A 15,638-nucleotide genomic window follows, 5' to 3' on the forward strand; every position below is an offset into this window, starting at 1 on the left:
AATCGTCATGCAAACCAATCTCGCCCCCGAATACCAAAACACCCCCGACGGCTTGGCGGCCGAAGCCATTTTGCGCAAGTGCGTGCACTGCGGCTTTTGCACCGCCACTTGCCCCACCTACCAACTGCTGGGCGACGAGCTGGATGGCCCGCGTGGCCGCATCTATTTGATGAAGGCGGTGCTCGAAGGTGAAACGCCCACCCGCAAAACCCAGATGCACTTGGATCGGTGCCTGACCTGCCGCAACTGCGAAAGCACATGCCCCAGCGGCGTGCAATACGGCCACTTGGTGGACATCGGCCGCAAGCTGGTGGACGCCAAAGTCGAACGCCCCGCTGGAGAAAAACTGGTGCGCTGGGCGCTCAAAGAGGGCTTGCCGTCGCCCCTGTTTGCCCCCGCCATGAAGATGGGCCAAATGGTGCGAGGCCTGCTGCCTGACAGCCTGAAAGCCAAAGTGCCTGCGCCGCAAAACGCCGGTGCCTGGCCCACCCGCACGCATGCGCGCAAGGTGCTGATGCTGGCCGGTTGCGTGCAGCCGAGCATGAGCCCCAACATCAACACCGCCACCGCCCGCGTGCTGGATGCTGCAGGTATTCAGGCGGTGACCGCCCCCAAGGCCGGTTGCTGCGGCGCGGTCAAGTTCCACCTGAACGACCACGACGGCGGCAAAGACCACATGCGCGCCAACATCGACGCCTGGTGGCCGCTGGTGGAGAGCGGCGACGTCGAAGCCATCGTCATGAACGCCTCGGGCTGCGGCGTCATGGTCAAGGACTACGGCCATGTGCTCAAAGACGACCCGCACTACGCCGACAAAGCCGCCCGCATCGGTGCCCTGACACGCGACCTGAGCGAATTGCTGCCCGAGCTGGTGCCGCTGCTCAAAGACAAGCTCAAACCTGAAGCTCTGCAAGCCGCAGGCCTGCAGGCCTACCACCCGCCTTGCACGCTGCAACACGGCCAGCAACTCAAGGGTGGCGTCGAAAAGCACTTGGGCGATTTGGGCTTCCAGATCAAGGTCACGGCCAATGAATCGCACCTGTGCTGCGGCTCAGCCGGCACCTACAGCGTGCTCAACCCGGATCTGTCCAAACAACTGCGCGACCGCAAGCTGGGCCACCTGAACGCGCTGGAGCCGCAAGGCGTGATCAGCGCCAACATTGGCTGCATCACCCACCTGCAAAGCGGCAGCGGCTTGCCTGTGCGGCATTGGGTGGAGTTGTTGGACGAGGCGCTGCTGGCCGGGTGAAGATCCCATTGAGGTAAAACAAAATTGACATGATTGGATTTCATGGTAAACTTTGTCTTATGTCGAAGCCTGCTCAAGCCACAGAAATTCTGCCTGCTGCGGTTGCCCGCGCACTGAAAGACCTGGGCGAAAACTTGGCCCTGGCCCGCCAGCGCCGCAATGAAAGCCAGCGTGCCTGGGCCAGCCGCCTGTCGGTTTCGGTGCCTACGCTCATTCGCATGGAAAAAGGCGACCCGTCAGTCGGCATGGGCGTCTACGCCACGGCCCTTTGGCTCATGGGCCGACATGCCGCCTTGCCTGAGGTGGCGGCACCTGCACAAGATTTGAATGCTTTGGAGCAAGACATTGAGGCCGTACGCCAGCGCAGTAAACGCTTGTCGCGTAAACCGAAGCAAGTGCTGTGATTCCATTTCAAGAGGGACCCCATCGTTTCCAATACCGTGTTGCGGCGATCGTGATGGATTCAGGTCAGCTTTTGTTGCATCGGGTATCAGGTGATGCTTTTTGGACATTGCCCGGTGGTCGGGTGAATGTGGGTGAGTCAGCACAAGCAGCGCTTTGTCGGGAGTTTGAAGAGGAGCTTGGTACAAGCATTGAGTGTGGCCACCTCGCTTGTGTCGGAGAAAACTTCTTCCGTCATGACCAAGCAAGTCACCATGAAATTGGTTTGTATTTTTACGCCGGGCTACCCGCTGACTCAAGTTACAACGACAAGCGCATGACGTTCAAAGGCGTAGAGACCAACAGGCAGCTTGAGTTCAAGTGGTTTGAAACCCAGCAGTTGCACCATGTGGACATGCGACCCCAAGTGGCACGAGACGGCCTGGCCACAATGACATTGCCACACCACTTTGTGCAGCACCTTTGAGGGTGAGTGAGGCCACCCTGTGATTGCGAACGCACAATTTCGCAAGCCTAACCAGTCCATTGAAGTGCACCGACTGCGTGCGTTTCGTTTGTTAGCCCATCACCCCGCCAGAACCCCAGCGATATCGCCCACGGAAATCACCTCAACCCCATCGGCGAAAGGCCAGCGCTGCTGCACGGGGGCGACGATGTAGGTTTTGTCGGGTTGCACGTCTTGCAGGGATTGCCAGAAGCCTTTGGTGACTTTGGGCGCGACGCTGAACTTGATTTCGAAACCGATTTTTCGCTGCCCGGTTTCCACCACCACATCCAGTTCGGCACCCACCGCTGTTCTGTAAAACGACAAGCTGGCCCCAGTGGGCAAGTGGGCGGCAATCTGGTCGATGACGAAGCCTTCCCAGGACGCACCTGTCATGGGGTGGCCTTGCAGGTCGTCCGGATTGCTCAAACCCAGCAGGCTGTGCAGCAGACCGCTGTCGCGAACATAAACCTTGGGAGCCTTGACCAAACGCTTGCCTAGGTTGGCGTGGTAGGGCTCGAGTTTTCTGACCAGCAAGGCACCCACCATGTGATCTAGCCAGCGACTGACTGTGGGGGCGCTCACGTCCAGAGAGTTGGCGATGGCCGATGCATTGAACAGTTGGCCATGAACATGTGCCAGCATGCGCCAAAAACGGCGCAGACTTTCGGCATCTACGCGCAAGCCCAGAGCGGGCAAATCGGTGTGCAGCAGGTGGCGGATGAACGCATCACGCCAGGCCCAAGAGGCGTGCGAGTCAACGGCGGTGAAGCTGGGCGGAAAGCCGCCGCGCACCCACAAGTCCTGCACGGTGCTGAGGTCGGAGCCGACTTCGTTGACGAGGAGCGGGAACATGTCAATCAGACTCAGCCTTCCGGCCAAGGATTGGGATTGGCGCAGCAATTCAAACGAAGCCGAGCCCAGCAAGACGAAACGCCCGGGGCGACGGATGCGGTCGATTTCACCGCGCAACACCGAAAACAACTGCGGTGCATTTTGAACTTCGTCCAGGATCACGAGCCGGTTTGCGTGGGCTTGCAGAAACAGCGGGCCCTCGCCCAGGCGTGCCTGATCTTGTGGGGATTCCAGGTCCAGATATAGGGCATTTGGATGGGTTTCCAGCAGAGCACGGGCCAAGGTGGTTTTGCCAATCTGGCGCGGCCCCAAAATGGCAACAGCCGGGCTCCAAGTGAGGTGTGAGGCCAGTGTGTTTTGGGCGATGCGTTTAAACATCCTTGTATTTTAAATATACGATATTCAAAATACAAGGATAAATCGACTTTCTACAAGCATCTGGCCCAAACTCGCCTGAAATCCCGCGCAGAGCCAAAGCCGCAGACCTCGGCCAGTTGCTCCTGGGTCAGTGCCGGGTTGTGCGCCATCAACTCTTGCGCACGCGCCATGCGCAGTTGCTGCTGGTAGTCCAGCACGCTGATGCCGGTGTACTGCATGAAAAGGCGTGACAAATGCCGGGGGCTCACGAAGGCCACATCAGCCAGCTCGGGCAGTGACCATCGGCGGGCCGGGTCTTGGACAAGACTTGTCGTGAGGGCGTCTTGTGCGCGGTGCACCGCCGGGTGCATGTGGTTGCGGTGCGCCAGCCAAGGAGAAAGCTGTGGGTCGTTGGGGCCGCGCCGTGTGTACATCACCAAGCGCCGCGCCACTTGCGCTGCCAGTGCGGCATTGGCCACTTGTTCAACGATGTAAAGCGCCAGATCGATGCCGGTGGTGATGCCTGCGCTGGTCAGCACACGGCCGTCATCCACAAAAATCCGGTCGGCTTGCACTTGTGCGGTGGGGGCCAAGGCTTGCAAATCATCAAGGAGCGTGTGGTGTGTGGTGCAGCGCAGGCCGTCGAGTTGGCCCGCCATGGCCAGCAGCAAAGCACCCGAGCAAATGCTGGCCAGTCGTGTGTCGGGCAGCACCGCGGATTGCAGCCATTGCACCACTTGCTGTGCTGCTGGAGTGGCGTAGTCTTCTTGCTCGTGGCTGTTGCCGGTGATCAGCACCAGGGAGTTCGGTGGCAGACGCTGGGGCAGAGGCTCAATGTCGGCCAGTTGCGTGCCCAGCGATGTTTTCACGCCAGAGCACGGTCCGCAGGTGTGCATGACAAGCGGTGCGCCCATGTCGCGAGCCATGCGCAGCGCTTCGGCAGGACCTGCATAGTCGAGTAACAGCACGCCGGGTGTGAGGACCAAGTATATGGTCAGCGGGGTGGTCATTTCCGAGATCAAGCCAGTGGAAGGCAGCCCTGCGGTTTGAACACCCGTTCGGTCGATGCAGGGTTGTTGAGCAGCTTGGCCGCAGGGCGCACCGGGCGGCGCACCAGTTCGCCACCGCAATTGGGGCAGATGCCCTGCAAGCGCGTGTCTGCACACTCGACGCAAAAGGTGCATTCAAAAGAGCAAATCCGCGCTTCCAGCGCCTCAGGCGGCAGGTCGCGGTTGCAGCATTCGCAGTTGGGGCGCAGTTGGAGCATGGGGTTTCCTGGTGGGCGATTCAAAGGCTGGACAGACAAGTATCCACGTTCACGATGCGCGCAAAGCGGTCAGCCAAGACCAACTCGGTGCGCGTGGTGATGTCTTGGGTGCTGAAAGTCTGGCCGGTGCCTTTGTGCGTCATCGGGAAAGTCAGCGTCGCTTCGGACACAAAGTCCACCGCGTAGCCCAGGTCCGAGGCCACACGGGCCGTGGTCTCGCAACATTGCTCGGTGCGGATGCCGCTGATGATGAGCCGCTGCACGCCTTGACGGCGCAGCCAGTTGTCGAGCCCGGTGTCGGTGAAGGCGTTGTGCACATGCTTGTCAAAGCGTGCGGCGGGCTCGCCCGGCAGCCAGTCCATGGCACGGATCAGGCCCGACTCGGCACGAAAAGGCGCATCGTCGTCGATGTGAAAAATGTGCACCACCGGTACATCCGCTGCGCGACAACCTGCTTCCAGTTTCAACAGCGCTTGTTGAAATGGCGCGAGTTGTCCAGACGACCAATACGGCATGCGCAAGAATGACTGCTGCACATCGATGATGAGCAGAGCGGATTTTTGGTGTGTGTGTTGGCTGGTCATGGTGCGCTGGTGTGGGCGTTGAACATGTGTCCATTGTGCGAATCAGACACAACGATGCACAGGGCTGGGCGAGACCAGAAGGGGACGAAAAAGGACAGCTGAGAGGTGGATTGAGTTAATTAATTGGTATGCTTTTATGTCATTTTTAAGCATTCACACGTTCAGGAGATTCACCATGTTCCCACTTGAAATTTGGGCTGCCTATACCGCAGCATGTTTGTTGCTTATGTTGTCCCCTGGCCCGGACAACTTGCTGGCGATTGGGCGTGGCCTCAGTCAAGGTAAAAGTGCAGCGATTGTTTCGGGTGTCTCTTCGGGTGCCGGAATTTTGTTTCACGTTGCTGCGGCGACTTTTGGACTGACCTTGCTTATGCAGACATCGGCTCTGGCGTTTTGGGTGGTCAAGCTGACCGGGGCCGTCTATTTGATCTGGTTGGGGGCCAAGGTCTTGCGGTCGCGCAATCTGATCAGTTTTGCGTCGACAGCCAAACAGCCTTTGTCCACGATCTTTGCGACTGGTTTTTTGTCAGCGGCGCTCAACCCCAAACCGGGTCTTTTTGTGCTGGCCTTCATTCCTCAGTTTGTCAGTCTTGATCGTGGTTCGGTCACGATTCAGATGCTGGTTTATGGTTGCTGGTTCGCATTTCTGACAGCGGTAGGCTTTGCTTTGATGGGCATTTTCTCGTCACGTCTGTCGTCTTGGCTGCGCCAGAAACCGCGGGTTGTCGCTGGGCTCAATGTGGGGGCTGGATTGACGTTTGTGGCTTCAGGCTTGTCAGTAGCAGTACTCAAACAAAAATGAAAAAATTGCCAATTGGCTAATTGGGCGGTTGAGCTCAGAGACCAAGAGCCGTTCGATCGGTTGCGTTAACGCCGAGCAAATTCCCTCAGCTTGTGCGCAATACCTGCATCAATTCAACCAGCCCAATCGCTTGCGCGCCATAACGCATCGGAAAGCGTTCGGTGCCGGGATAAACCACATAGCGCTGGTCGATATTCAGGTCTGCGCAGGCGATGTCGAAGCCCTTGCTCAGGGTGGGCGCGGTGGATCGTTTGATTTCGATGGCCATCCACGGCTGGCCTGCACGCTCAATCAAGAGGTCGATCTCGGCCCCCGTATGGGTGCGGTAGCTGTAAGCCGTGCATTGCGGGTGGGTGGCGGCCATCAGGTTATCGATGCAAAAGCCCTCATAACTGGGGCCGCACACAGGGTGACCTGCCAAGTCATGCAAGCTACCCAGGCCTAGCAAAGCGTGCACCAGCCCGCTGTCGCGTACATACACCTTGGGCGCTTTGACCAGGCGTTTGCCCACATTGCCGCTCCAGGGCCGCAGGCGGCGTACCAGCTGTAAGTCCACCAGCAAGTCGATGTAGCGTTCCACTGCCGGGCTGCTCACGCCCAAGCCACGGGCCAAACGACTTTGTTGTAACAAGGCTCCTTGCTGGTGCGCCAACATGGTCCACAGACGGCCCACGGTTTCGGCTGGCAGGCGCGGCGCAAACATGGGCACGTCGCGTTGCAAGTAGCTGCGCACAAAGTCTTCGCGCCAGCGAAGGCTGGCCGCATCGCTGGCGGCCAGCAAGCTGTCCGGAAAACCGCCGCGCAGCCACAACGTGTCCAGATCGGCGGCGGACCATTCGAGTCCGTGAACAGGGCCAATCTCCAGATAGGCCACGCGCCCAGCCAGCGTTTCACTGCTTTGCTGCATCAAGTCCAGCGAGGCCGATCCCAGCAGCAAGAAATGGCCAAAGCGCTGGCCTGCACGGCGGCGCTCGTCGATGATGCCGCGCAGGACTTCAAACAGGCCCGGCATGCGGTGGATTTCATCGAGGATGACCAATTTGCCGCCTTGGGCGCGCAAAAATGCGTCGGCGTCTTGCAGCCGCAAACGGTCTGCCGGACGTTCCAGATCGAGGTAAGTTGAGCCAGCTGGCCAGGTGTCGGCCAGCGTGAGCGCCAAGGTGGTTTTGCCCACCTGACGCGGTCCGAGCAGCACCACCGCTGGGGCTTCGTGCAGGCGCTCAGACAGTGTGGTGAGGGTTTGTCGGTCAATCATCTTTGAAATTTTAACGTGTGGCGTTAGTATTTCAATGTTTAATGGGTTAATCCTGGGTCGCCGACCTGAATTGCCAGCACCATAAATCCTTTTCCCCATCCGGCAAGGCCCGCGCCCGAGCACGCCAAAACGACCACCCGGGTAGGATTCAACGCTGGACGGCAGACCGCGCTGGCACAGCGCACACAAAGGATAAGACGATGGCGATACCTTGGTTGATGGCGCTCAAAGTGATTCCCTGGGGCGATGTGATCGAACACGCGCCTTCGGTCCTCAAAGCTGCGCGCAAACTGATGGACCGTCAGCCCCCTCAGCCCCCGGGCTCAGCAGGCACCCCCGCCACACAAACCCCGGTGAGTGCCGTGCCCAGTTTGGGCGAGCTCAAGAACGCCTTGATTGCCGCACAAGGCCAGATCGACCGCCAAGCCCAGACCCAGCGCGAATTGACCGAAACCCTGGCCGAGTTGGCCGAGCAAAACGCACGCTTGGTCAGCACCGTGGAAGTGCTGCGCCTGCGCACGCGGTTGCTGGTGTGGGGTGGGGCGGCTGTGTTGCTGTGGTTGGCGGTGCTCACTTGGTGGACTTGAGCCAAGAAGCCTGAACGGGCTTGTGGCCCATCATGCAACGGCATCGGACTATTGATCAGGCCCGATGAAGTTTGAATGGCCCATGTTGTTGTTGGCCATGCGGGTATCTTTGTCTTTGCAGGAGCCCACAGGGGTGGGCTCCTGCAAAATAAGCTGTTCCATGAACAGGGTTAACGACTTCAATGGGCCGGATCAATAGTCTTGCAGTCCCAGGCGCTGGGTACTGATCCCGTCGCCTGATATCAAACCACCATCGATCAGATATCAAAACGCCACCAAAACACCATCAACTGGCCGCCAACGCCGCCTCAATGTCCTTGGCCATCTTCTCGGGTGAGTCTTGCGGTGCATAGCGCTTGATCACACGCCCATCGCGCCCCACCAGAAACTTGGTGAAGTTCCACTTGATGGCCTTGCTGCCTAAAATGCCGGGGGCTTCGGCGGTGAGCCATTGGTACAGGGGGTGGGCGTCAGCGCCATTGACCTTGACCTTCCGCATCATCTGAAAGCTCACGCCGTAGTTCTTTTGGCAGAAGTTGGCAATTTGCGCGTCATCACCCGGGTCTTGGCTGGCGAATTGGTTACACGGAAAGCCCAGCACGGCCAGGCCTTGGTCGGCGTAGGTTTTGTGCAGCTTTTCCAGCCCGGTGAACTGCGGCGTGAAGCCGCATGCGCTGGCGGTGGTGACGATCAGCATCACTTGGCCCTTGTAGCGCGACAGGGGCACGGGTTGGTGGTCGATGCTTTGGGCTTCGAGGTCGTACAAGCTCATGGGGTTGGTTCCGTTGGGTGTGGACAGATGGACATCATGCCAGTGACGGACCCTGGCTGGGCAGGGCGGTTCAGTGGGCCTTGTGGCCAGGCCCCACGATGGACAGCAAAGCCGCCAGCAAGATCAGGGCCCCGCCGATCAGGGTGCGGCTGTCCCAGTTGGAGGCGCCCAGCAAGACCGACGACACGCTGGCAAACAGCACTTCGGACAGCATGACCAGCGCGGTGGTGTGGGCGGCCAGTCGGGCCGCGCCGTATTGCAGCGCCAGGTTGCCCAACAGGAACGAGATGCACAGCAAGGCCACCAGAGGCAGCCAGCTCCAAGTGGGGGCCGCGCCGATGGCCACGACGCCCGTGGCCAAACCGACAAAGGCCGCCAGCGTGGCCATGACCGCGCCGCCGCCAAACATGGCCAGGGTGCGCGATGAGCTGGGGCTGTCCTTGAGCTTGAGCAGCAAGGCGTTGGTGATGGCAAACGTCAGGCCCCCCATCAGCGCCAGCCCATCGGCCAGGCTTTCGGGCACGGGCCAGGGCGTCTCGGGGGTTTTGAGAACGATGAACAAACCGGCCAGCGCCAGCACCAAGCGCAGCAAGGCCATGGGGGTGGGCTTTTCACCCAGCAGCCACCAAGCCACCAGCACCGACCAGGCGGGCATCAAATAAAACAGCAGTACCACGCGCACCACGTCGCCCACCGTGACGGCCCAGTTGAAGCCGACATTGGTTAGGCCCGAGGCCAGCAGCAGGAGCCACAGCCCGGGGTGGCCGCGCCAGCTTTGCAACTGGCCGCGGCGCCACAGCCACAAGGCGATGGACACAAAGACAAAGGCGTAAACCAGTGCCGTGGCCCACAGCGGGTGCAGGCCCTGGGCTTCAAGTTGTTTGAAGGGCCACCAGCACACGCCCCAGACAAAGGCGTTGAACAGGAGCCCGGCGACCGCCAGGCTTTTGGGGGATGTGTCGCCCATGCGTGGGCAGCTTAAGAGACGTCGCCAGAGGCTTTGGCTGCCAGGGTGGCCTGGCGCTTTCGCCACCAGCGCCAGCCCAACCAGACGATGCCAATGCCCAGCAGGGCAAAAATGCCGTGCTGGAACTGGCGCAGCACGTTGAACATCCAGTCCCAGTTTTGCGCGCCAAAGTAACCCAGGTAGACCCAAATGGGCACGCTGATCAGTGCAGCAAAGCCGTCCATGAAAAACCAGGTGGAAAAGCTGACGCGTCGGCTCATGCCCGCTGAGAAGAAGACCGGCGTGCGCAAACCGGGCAAAAAGCGGGCCACGAACATGACCCATTTGCCGTATTTCTCAAAAGCCTCTTGCGCTCTGGCAAAGCGCTCGGGTGTCAGGATTTTGCGAAAACCGGGCAGCTTGCAAATACGCTCGCCATACAGACGGCCCAGGGTGAACATCAACCCATCACCAACCATCACACCCGCCATGCCCACGGCAAACATGGTGTGCACATCGGCATGCCCCAGGCCTGCAATCACCCCGCCCGTGACCAGGGTCACATCTTCCGGGATGGGCACACCAAAACCGCAAATGAGCAGCATCACGAATACGGCAAGGTAGCCGTACTCGGTGAAGATGGGCATCAAAAACTCAAAAACTTCCATGGATTTCAAAGTTTGATTGCTTAAAACCCCCCTAGCGAAATGCAAGGGCTCAGCAGGCTGCGCGCCAGTGTAAAGCATTTACAAGTCCTTTCTTGAGACGGGTCAGGCGGGTGTTTCAGAGCAGCTGAACAGGCATTCGTTCGAGTTGACGCCGCATTCGACGCCCCGTTTTTGCTGGCGCACTTTCGGGTATTCTTGCGATTTCACGCCTGACCATGCCCCGCCCGATTCAAGCCACCATCCACACCGCGGCCTTGCGCCACAACCTGGCCTTGGCACGCCAAGCCGCGCCCGATGCCCAGGTGTGGGCGGTGGTCAAGGCCAATGCCTATGGGCACGGCATTGAGCGGGTGTTTGAAGGTCTGCGCGGAGCCGACGGCTTTGCCTTGCTGGACTTGAGTGAAGCCGAGCGTGTCAGGGCTTTGGGCTGGCGTGGCCCCATTTTGTTGCTCGAAGGCGCTTTTGAGGCGCGCGACCTGGAGTTGTGCTCGCGCCTGCACTTGTGGCACACGGTGCATTGCGACGAGCAAATCGACATGCTGGCGTTGCACAAGACGCACGAGCCGCACCGCGTGTTCCTCAAGATGAATTCGGGCATGAACCGGTTGGGCTTTGCACCGCAGCGATACCGCTCGGCCTGGACGCGGCTCAATGCCTTGCCGCAGGTGGACGAAATCTCGCTCATGACTCATTTCAGCGACGCCGACGGCCCCAAAGGCATTGCCGAGCAGATGGCCCGATTTGAAGAAGCCTCCCGGGACTTGCCTGGTGAGCGCAGTGTAAGCAACAGCGCCGCCACCTTGCGCCATGCGCAAGATGCCGCAGTGAGAGCGGACTGGATTCGGCCCGGCATTGCTGTTTACGGCAGCTCGCCCGACTTTCCAGAACACAGCGTTGCCGATTGGGGTCTGCAACCCGCCATGAGCTTGCATGCCCGCATCATCGCGGTGCAGCAGTTGCAGGCTGGCGACAGCGTGGGTTATGGCTCCAGTTTTGTGGCCGATGGCCCCATGCGCATCGGCGTGGTGGCCTGTGGCTATGCCGACGGTTACCCGCGCATTTGCCCCACAGGCACGCCCGTGCTGGTGGACGGTGCACGGGGCCGCACCGTGGGCCGCGTGAGCATGGACATGCTGACGGTGGACCTGAGTCCATTTCCCGATGCGGGCGTGGGCAGCCAGGTCACGCTCTGGGGACAAGCCGAAGGGGGTGCGTTGCTGGACATTGACGATGTGGCGCAAGCGGCAGGCACTGTGGGCTATGAGCTCATGTGTGCACTGGCTGCGCGTGTGCCGGTGCTGGTGGTCTGAGGCCCCATCCCTAAGTTCCAGGGGCCCTGTCGCCTGCGTGCAGGCCGTCAGGCCAAATGCCATTAGAGTAATCATGGCCTTGAGAAGTTGTTTTCCGGGGCGATCTCATCACAGGAGACACCGATTGCTTCAGATTCCCAAAAAAGACGCATTGGCCGCTTTGTATCTGTGCATGGCCCGCATCCGGGCTTTTGAAAATGCCGCAGAAATCCTGAGCCAGGGCGGCGTCAGCGCTTACAACAAAACCGCAGACGGCAGCGCCAAAGTGCGCGGCCCTTTGCACCTGTCCACCGGGCAAGAAGGCGTGGCCGCTGGCGTGTGCGCCCACCTCACTCCGCGCGACTACCTGACCTCCACCCACCGTGGCCACGGCCACACCCTGGCCAAGGGGGCGGATCTCGGCCGCATGATGTGCGAGCTGTACGGCAAAGCCACAGGTTTTAACGGGGGCAAGGGTGGCTCCATGCACATCGCCGATTTTTCGGTCGGCATGTTGGGGGCCAATGGCGTGGTGGCGGCGGGTCTGCCCATTGCCGTGGGCGCAGCACACGCCCAGAAATTGCAGGGTCGCAGCGACATCACCGTTTGCTTTTTTGGCGACGGTGCCACCAACCGGGGGCCTTTTCTGGAGGCCCTCAACTGGGCGCAGGTGCACCAGTTGCCGGTGCTGTTTGTGTGTGAAGACAACCGCTGGAGCGCCACCACCGCCAGCGGCCCGATGATTGCCGGCCCCGGCGCTTCGGCGCGCAGCGAAAGTCTGGGCATTGCAGCCCACCTGGTCGACGGCAACGATGTGTGGGCTGTTCACGAAAAAGCCGCCGAGCTGGTGCAGACCGTTCGCTCGGGCCACGGGCCGCGCCTGTTGCATGCGCTCACCTACCGTGTCAAAGGCCATGTGTCGGTGGACCTGGCCGCGTACCGGGACCCCCGGGAAGTCGAAGCAGCCCTGAAAAACGACCCCATCCAGAACGCCCGCCGCGCGCTGCTGGCGCTGGGAAGCAGCGATGCCGCGTGCGACCAGATGGACCAGCAAGCCCAGGCCGAAGTGCAGTCCGCCATGCAGTCAGCGGACCAAGCGCCCTGGCCCAGCGTGTCTGCCGCTTACACCGACATCCAGACCACAGGAGCAGGGCAATGGTTTTGAACACGATGAGCTACAGCCAGGCCGCCGTGCTGGCCGTGCAGCGCGAAATGGAAGCCGACGAGCGCGTGGTGGTGATGGGTGAAGACGTGGGGCGGGGCGGTATCTTTGGCCAGTACAAAGGCTTGCAACAGACCTTTGGCACGCACCGCATCATCGACACCCCCATCAGCGAAGCGGCCATCATGGGCGGCGGCGTGGGCATGGCGCTGGCGGGCATGCGCCCGGTGGTGGAGATGCGCGTGGTCGACTTTACCCTTTGCGGCATGGACGAAATCATCAACCAGGCCGCCAAGAACCGATACATGTTTGGCGGCCAGGGCCGTGTGCCTTTGGTGGCCCGCATGCCCATTGGCATCTGGGACGCTTCGGCGGCGCAGCATTCGCAGTCGCTTGAAGCCTGGTTTGCCCACATCCCCGGCTTGGTGGTCGTGTGTCCGGGCTCGGTGCAAGACAACTATTCTTTGCTGCGCGCGGCCATGCAGTGCGGTGACCCTGTGGTCTACATGGAGCACAAGACCCTGTGGGGCTTGGAAGGGCCAGTGGACGAAAGCGTGCAAGTGCCACTGGGCCAGGCCGCTGTCTTGCGTGCGGGTGATCGTTTGACGATGGTCAGCTGGAGTCGCCAGATGCAGGTGTGCCAAGTGGCTTGCGATCAATTGGCGGCTTTGGGTATTCAGGTCGAGCTGATTGATTTGCGCACCCTGTGGCCTTGGGATCGGGACACGGTGCTCAAGTCTGCGGCCAAAACAGGCCATCTGCTGGTGGTGCACGAAGCGATTCAGGCCGCAGGCTTTGGCGCTGAAATCGCCGCCACCGTGGCCGAAACCTTGGGCGTGCGCGTCAAGCGCTTGGGCGCGCCGCGCATCCCGGTGGGTTACGCCCCTGTTCTGGAAGCGGTGGCCCGCGTGTCGGCTGAGCAGATCGTAGCGGCAGCGCAGAACTGCCTGAAGCCCGTCACTCAGTGAGGATGTTGCCCCATGCGATCTGCTTGCACCTGCACTTTGCGGGCTTTTTCATGGGGTAATCCCTGTGTCCCCGGGGCGCTTTGGGGCCTGATCGGGCGGCATGTGGCCAATAACGCCATGGTAAAGTGAATTTGAAATTTGGCTTGAGACCTATGACCCATTTGCACGAGCAGGCCCCCGCCGAAGTGGCCGCTGCTGAATCCGATGAAGAAACCGCCGTTCCTCTGAAAATCGAAGACTGGCTCACGGTGATCGTGATGGCTCTGCTCTCGCTCATCACCTTTGCCAATGTGCTGGTGCGCTATTTCACCGACCAGTCCTTTGCCTGGACGGAAGAGTTTTCGGTGTTTTTGATGATCGTGCTGGCGCTGGTGGCGGGCTCGGCCTCGGTGGCCCGCAACCGGCAAATCCGCATTGAATACTTTGCCGACAGCGGTTCAGAAAAACGCCAGCGGGCGTTGGCCCGCTTTGGTGCGCTGATGGTGTTTGTGCTGTTTGCGCTGATCGCGGTGCTCAGCGTGCGCGTGGTCTGGGACGATTTCCGCTTTGGCGAGACCTCACCGGGCATTGGCGTGCCGCAGTGGTGGTACACCATCTGGTTGCCGGTTTTGTCGGTGGCCATTGCCGGGCGTGCTTTGGGCTTGTTCATACGCCGGGGGCGTCAGCCATGATCCCGACCCTCCTGTTTGTGGCCTTTGTGGTCATGATGCTCATGGGCGTGCCCATTGGCGCGGCTTTGGGTTTGGCCGGTGCTGCTTGCATTGCCTTGGCCAACTCGGACGCGCAGTGGTTTGGCCTGCTGGCTGTGCCGCAAAACTTTTACGCCGGTCTGGGCAAGTACCCGCTGCTGGCCATTCCCATGTTTGTGCTGGTGGGCTCCATCTTTGACCGCTCGGGTGTGGCGCTTCGGCTGGTCAATTTTGCTGTGGCCATCGTGGGCCGTGGCCCGGGCATGCTGCCTTTGGTGGCGATTGTGGTGGCCATGTTCCTGGGTGGTATTTCGGGTTCGGGCCCGGCCAATGCGGCAGCGGTGGGTGCGGTGATGATCGCGGCCATGTCGCGCGCGGGCTATCCGGCACCATTTTCGGCCAGTGTGGTGGGTGCAGCAGCGGCCACGGACATTTTGATTCCGCCTTCGGTGGCCTTCATCGTGTATTCGGTGCTGGTGCCCGGCGCCTCGGTGCCCGCGCTGTTTGCGGCGGGCATGATCCCGGGCATTCTGGCGGGCTTGGCCTTGATCGTGCCCACCGTGTGGATGGCCCGCAAGCACAAGATGGGTGCGCTGGAGGCGAGCTTGCCACGCCCCGAATTGTGGACAAGCTTTGTGCAAGCCGTTTGGGGCTTGGCAGCGCCGGTCTTGATTTTGGGCGGCATGCGGGCCGGTTGGTTCACGCCGACCGAGGCGGCGGTGGTGGCGGTGTTTTATGGCCTGTTTGTGGGCATGGTGATTTACCGCACGATCAAGGTGCGCGACCTGTTTGTCATCTTGCGCGAATCGGGCGAGTTGTCGGCGGTGATCTTGCTGGTGGTGTCGCTGGCAGGTATTTTTGCCTTTTCGCTGTCCACGCTGGGGGTGATCGACCCGGTGACGAACGCCATCGTCAACTCGGGCTTGGGCGAATACGGCGTGCTGGCGCTGCTCATCTTGATGCTCATCACTGTGGGCATGTTCCTTGACGGTGTGTCGATCTTCTTGATCTTTGTGCCACTCCTGTGGCCTATCGTGCAGTACTACAAATGGGACCCGGTCTGGTTTGGTGTGATCCTCACGCTCAAAGTGGCGCTGGGTCAGTTCACGCCGCCGCTGGCCGTGAACCTGATGGTGTCTTGTCGCATCGCCGGGGTGCGCATGGAAGAAACCGTGCGCTGGGTCGGCTGGATGCTGTTTTCGATGTTCCTGGTCATGCTGGCGGTGATCGCTTGGCCCGAGCTGGCCCTGTGGCTGCCGCGTTATTTGGGTTATTGATGTTCATTTTTTCAACAAGGAGAGA

The 15,638-nt window shown here is 60.5% G+C and carries 18 protein-coding genes; 10 read left to right on the top strand and 8 right to left on the bottom strand.

Going from position 1 to position 15,638, the window contains the following annotated elements; all coding sequences use genetic code 11:
- The first annotated feature begins 7 nt into the window (after positions 1-7).
- The 3 genes from glcF to HEQ17_RS14400 are packed head-to-tail and all read left to right on the top strand — an operon-like array spanning position 8 to position 2,117.
- Positions 8-1,249 (top strand): glycolate oxidase subunit GlcF, encoded by a 1,242-nt coding sequence (gene glcF, locus HEQ17_RS14390; protein ID WP_296293374.1) that lies wholly within the window; start codon positions 8-10, stop codon positions 1,247-1,249.
- 59 nt (positions 1,250-1,308) lie between these two features.
- A complete protein-coding gene (locus HEQ17_RS14395) occupies positions 1,309-1,653 on the top strand; it encodes an XRE family transcriptional regulator (RefSeq protein WP_296293375.1) in 345 nt (114 codons plus the stop codon).
- On the top strand, positions 1,650-2,117 hold the full coding sequence (locus HEQ17_RS14400) for an NUDIX domain-containing protein (protein ID WP_296293376.1): 468 nt from the start codon (positions 1,650-1,652) through the stop codon (positions 2,115-2,117). The genes HEQ17_RS14395 and HEQ17_RS14400 overlap by 4 nt, the downstream gene beginning before the upstream one ends.
- A gap of 99 nt (positions 2,118-2,216) precedes the next feature.
- Here the strand turns inward: HEQ17_RS14400 and HEQ17_RS14405 are convergent, their stop codons facing one another.
- From HEQ17_RS14405 to HEQ17_RS14420, 4 genes are read right to left on the bottom strand one after another with little or no spacing between them, the layout of a single operon-like run.
- Positions 2,217-3,368 (bottom strand): ATP-binding protein, encoded by a 1,152-nt coding sequence (locus HEQ17_RS14405; RefSeq protein WP_296293377.1) that lies wholly within the window; start codon positions 3,366-3,368, stop codon positions 2,217-2,219.
- A 50-nt stretch (positions 3,369-3,418) separates the two neighbouring features.
- A complete protein-coding gene (locus HEQ17_RS14410; RefSeq protein WP_296293378.1) occupies positions 3,419-4,357 on the bottom strand; it encodes a helix-turn-helix domain-containing protein in 939 nt (312 codons plus the stop codon).
- An 8-nt stretch (positions 4,358-4,365) separates the two neighbouring features.
- A complete protein-coding gene (locus tag HEQ17_RS14415) occupies positions 4,366-4,614 on the bottom strand; it encodes a DUF1272 domain-containing protein (protein WP_296293379.1) in 249 nt (82 codons plus the stop codon).
- Between the two features lie 20 nt (positions 4,615-4,634).
- On the bottom strand, positions 4,635-5,198 hold the full coding sequence (locus HEQ17_RS14420) for an isochorismatase family protein (RefSeq protein WP_296293380.1): 564 nt from the start codon (positions 5,196-5,198) through the stop codon (positions 4,635-4,637).
- Positions 5,199-5,373: 175 nt separating this feature from the next.
- Here HEQ17_RS14420 and HEQ17_RS14425 point away from each other — a divergent pair, with 175 nt between their 5' ends.
- Positions 5,374-6,000, top strand: coding sequence for a LysE family translocator (locus HEQ17_RS14425; protein ID WP_296293381.1), 627 nt, complete (start codon positions 5,374-5,376; stop codon positions 5,998-6,000).
- A gap of 85 nt (positions 6,001-6,085) precedes the next feature.
- Here HEQ17_RS14425 and HEQ17_RS14430 read toward each other — a convergent pair whose 3' ends face one another.
- Positions 6,086-7,255, bottom strand: a complete 1,170-nt coding sequence (locus HEQ17_RS14430; protein ID WP_296293382.1) for an ATP-binding protein — start codon at positions 7,253-7,255, stop codon at positions 6,086-6,088.
- Positions 7,256-7,455: 200 nt separating this feature from the next.
- Here HEQ17_RS14430 and HEQ17_RS14435 point away from each other — a divergent pair, with 200 nt between their 5' ends.
- Positions 7,456-7,842 carry a hypothetical protein gene (locus HEQ17_RS14435; RefSeq protein ID WP_296293383.1) on the top strand — a complete coding sequence of 129 codons (387 nt, stop codon included), beginning with the start codon at positions 7,456-7,458 and terminating at the stop codon, positions 7,840-7,842.
- 286 nt (positions 7,843-8,128) lie between these two features.
- On the opposite strand, the gene HEQ17_RS14440 is transcribed toward HEQ17_RS14435, so the two are convergent.
- From HEQ17_RS14440 to HEQ17_RS14450, 3 genes are all read right to left on the bottom strand, one after another.
- The gene (locus HEQ17_RS14440; RefSeq protein ID WP_296293384.1) at positions 8,129-8,614 is read right to left on the bottom strand and encodes a glutathione peroxidase; all 486 of its coding nucleotides are present in this window, start codon (positions 8,612-8,614) and stop codon (positions 8,129-8,131) included.
- A gap of 70 nt (positions 8,615-8,684) precedes the next feature.
- Complete coding sequence (locus HEQ17_RS14445; RefSeq protein WP_296293385.1) at positions 8,685-9,581, bottom strand: DMT family transporter; 897 nt, start codon at positions 9,579-9,581, stop codon at positions 8,685-8,687.
- An 11-nt stretch (positions 9,582-9,592) separates the two neighbouring features.
- A complete protein-coding gene (locus HEQ17_RS14450; protein WP_296293386.1) occupies positions 9,593-10,228 on the bottom strand; it encodes a DedA family protein in 636 nt (211 codons plus the stop codon).
- A 215-nt stretch (positions 10,229-10,443) separates the two neighbouring features.
- On the opposite strand from HEQ17_RS14450, the gene alr reads away from it, so the two are divergent.
- The 5 genes from alr (at position 10,444) to HEQ17_RS14475 (ending at position 15,613) form a co-directional block, all read left to right on the top strand.
- Positions 10,444-11,538 (top strand): alanine racemase, encoded by a 1,095-nt coding sequence (alr, locus tag HEQ17_RS14455; protein WP_296293387.1) that lies wholly within the window; start codon positions 10,444-10,446, stop codon positions 11,536-11,538.
- A 133-nt stretch (positions 11,539-11,671) separates the two neighbouring features.
- Entirely contained in the window at positions 11,672-12,682 is a 1,011-nt protein-coding gene (locus HEQ17_RS14460; RefSeq protein ID WP_296293764.1) for a thiamine pyrophosphate-dependent dehydrogenase E1 component subunit alpha, read from the top strand.
- The gene (locus HEQ17_RS14465; RefSeq protein ID WP_296293388.1) at positions 12,673-13,647 is read left to right on the top strand and encodes a transketolase C-terminal domain-containing protein; all 975 of its coding nucleotides are present in this window, start codon (positions 12,673-12,675) and stop codon (positions 13,645-13,647) included. The genes HEQ17_RS14460 and HEQ17_RS14465 overlap by 10 nt, the downstream gene beginning before the upstream one ends.
- A gap of 152 nt (positions 13,648-13,799) precedes the next feature.
- Positions 13,800-14,318: a TRAP transporter small permease gene (locus tag HEQ17_RS14470; protein ID WP_296293389.1), complete on the top strand. Its 519-nt coding sequence runs from the start codon at positions 13,800-13,802 to the stop codon at positions 14,316-14,318.
- Positions 14,315-15,613, top strand: coding sequence for a TRAP transporter large permease (locus HEQ17_RS14475; protein WP_296293390.1), 1,299 nt, complete (start codon positions 14,315-14,317; stop codon positions 15,611-15,613). Before HEQ17_RS14470 ends, HEQ17_RS14475 begins: the two co-directional genes overlap by 4 nt.
- Positions 15,614-15,638 lie beyond the last annotated feature (25 nt).

Source organism: Limnohabitans sp., from assembly GCF_023910625.1.
Taxonomy (GTDB): domain Bacteria; phylum Pseudomonadota; class Gammaproteobacteria; order Burkholderiales; family Burkholderiaceae_C; genus Limnohabitans_A.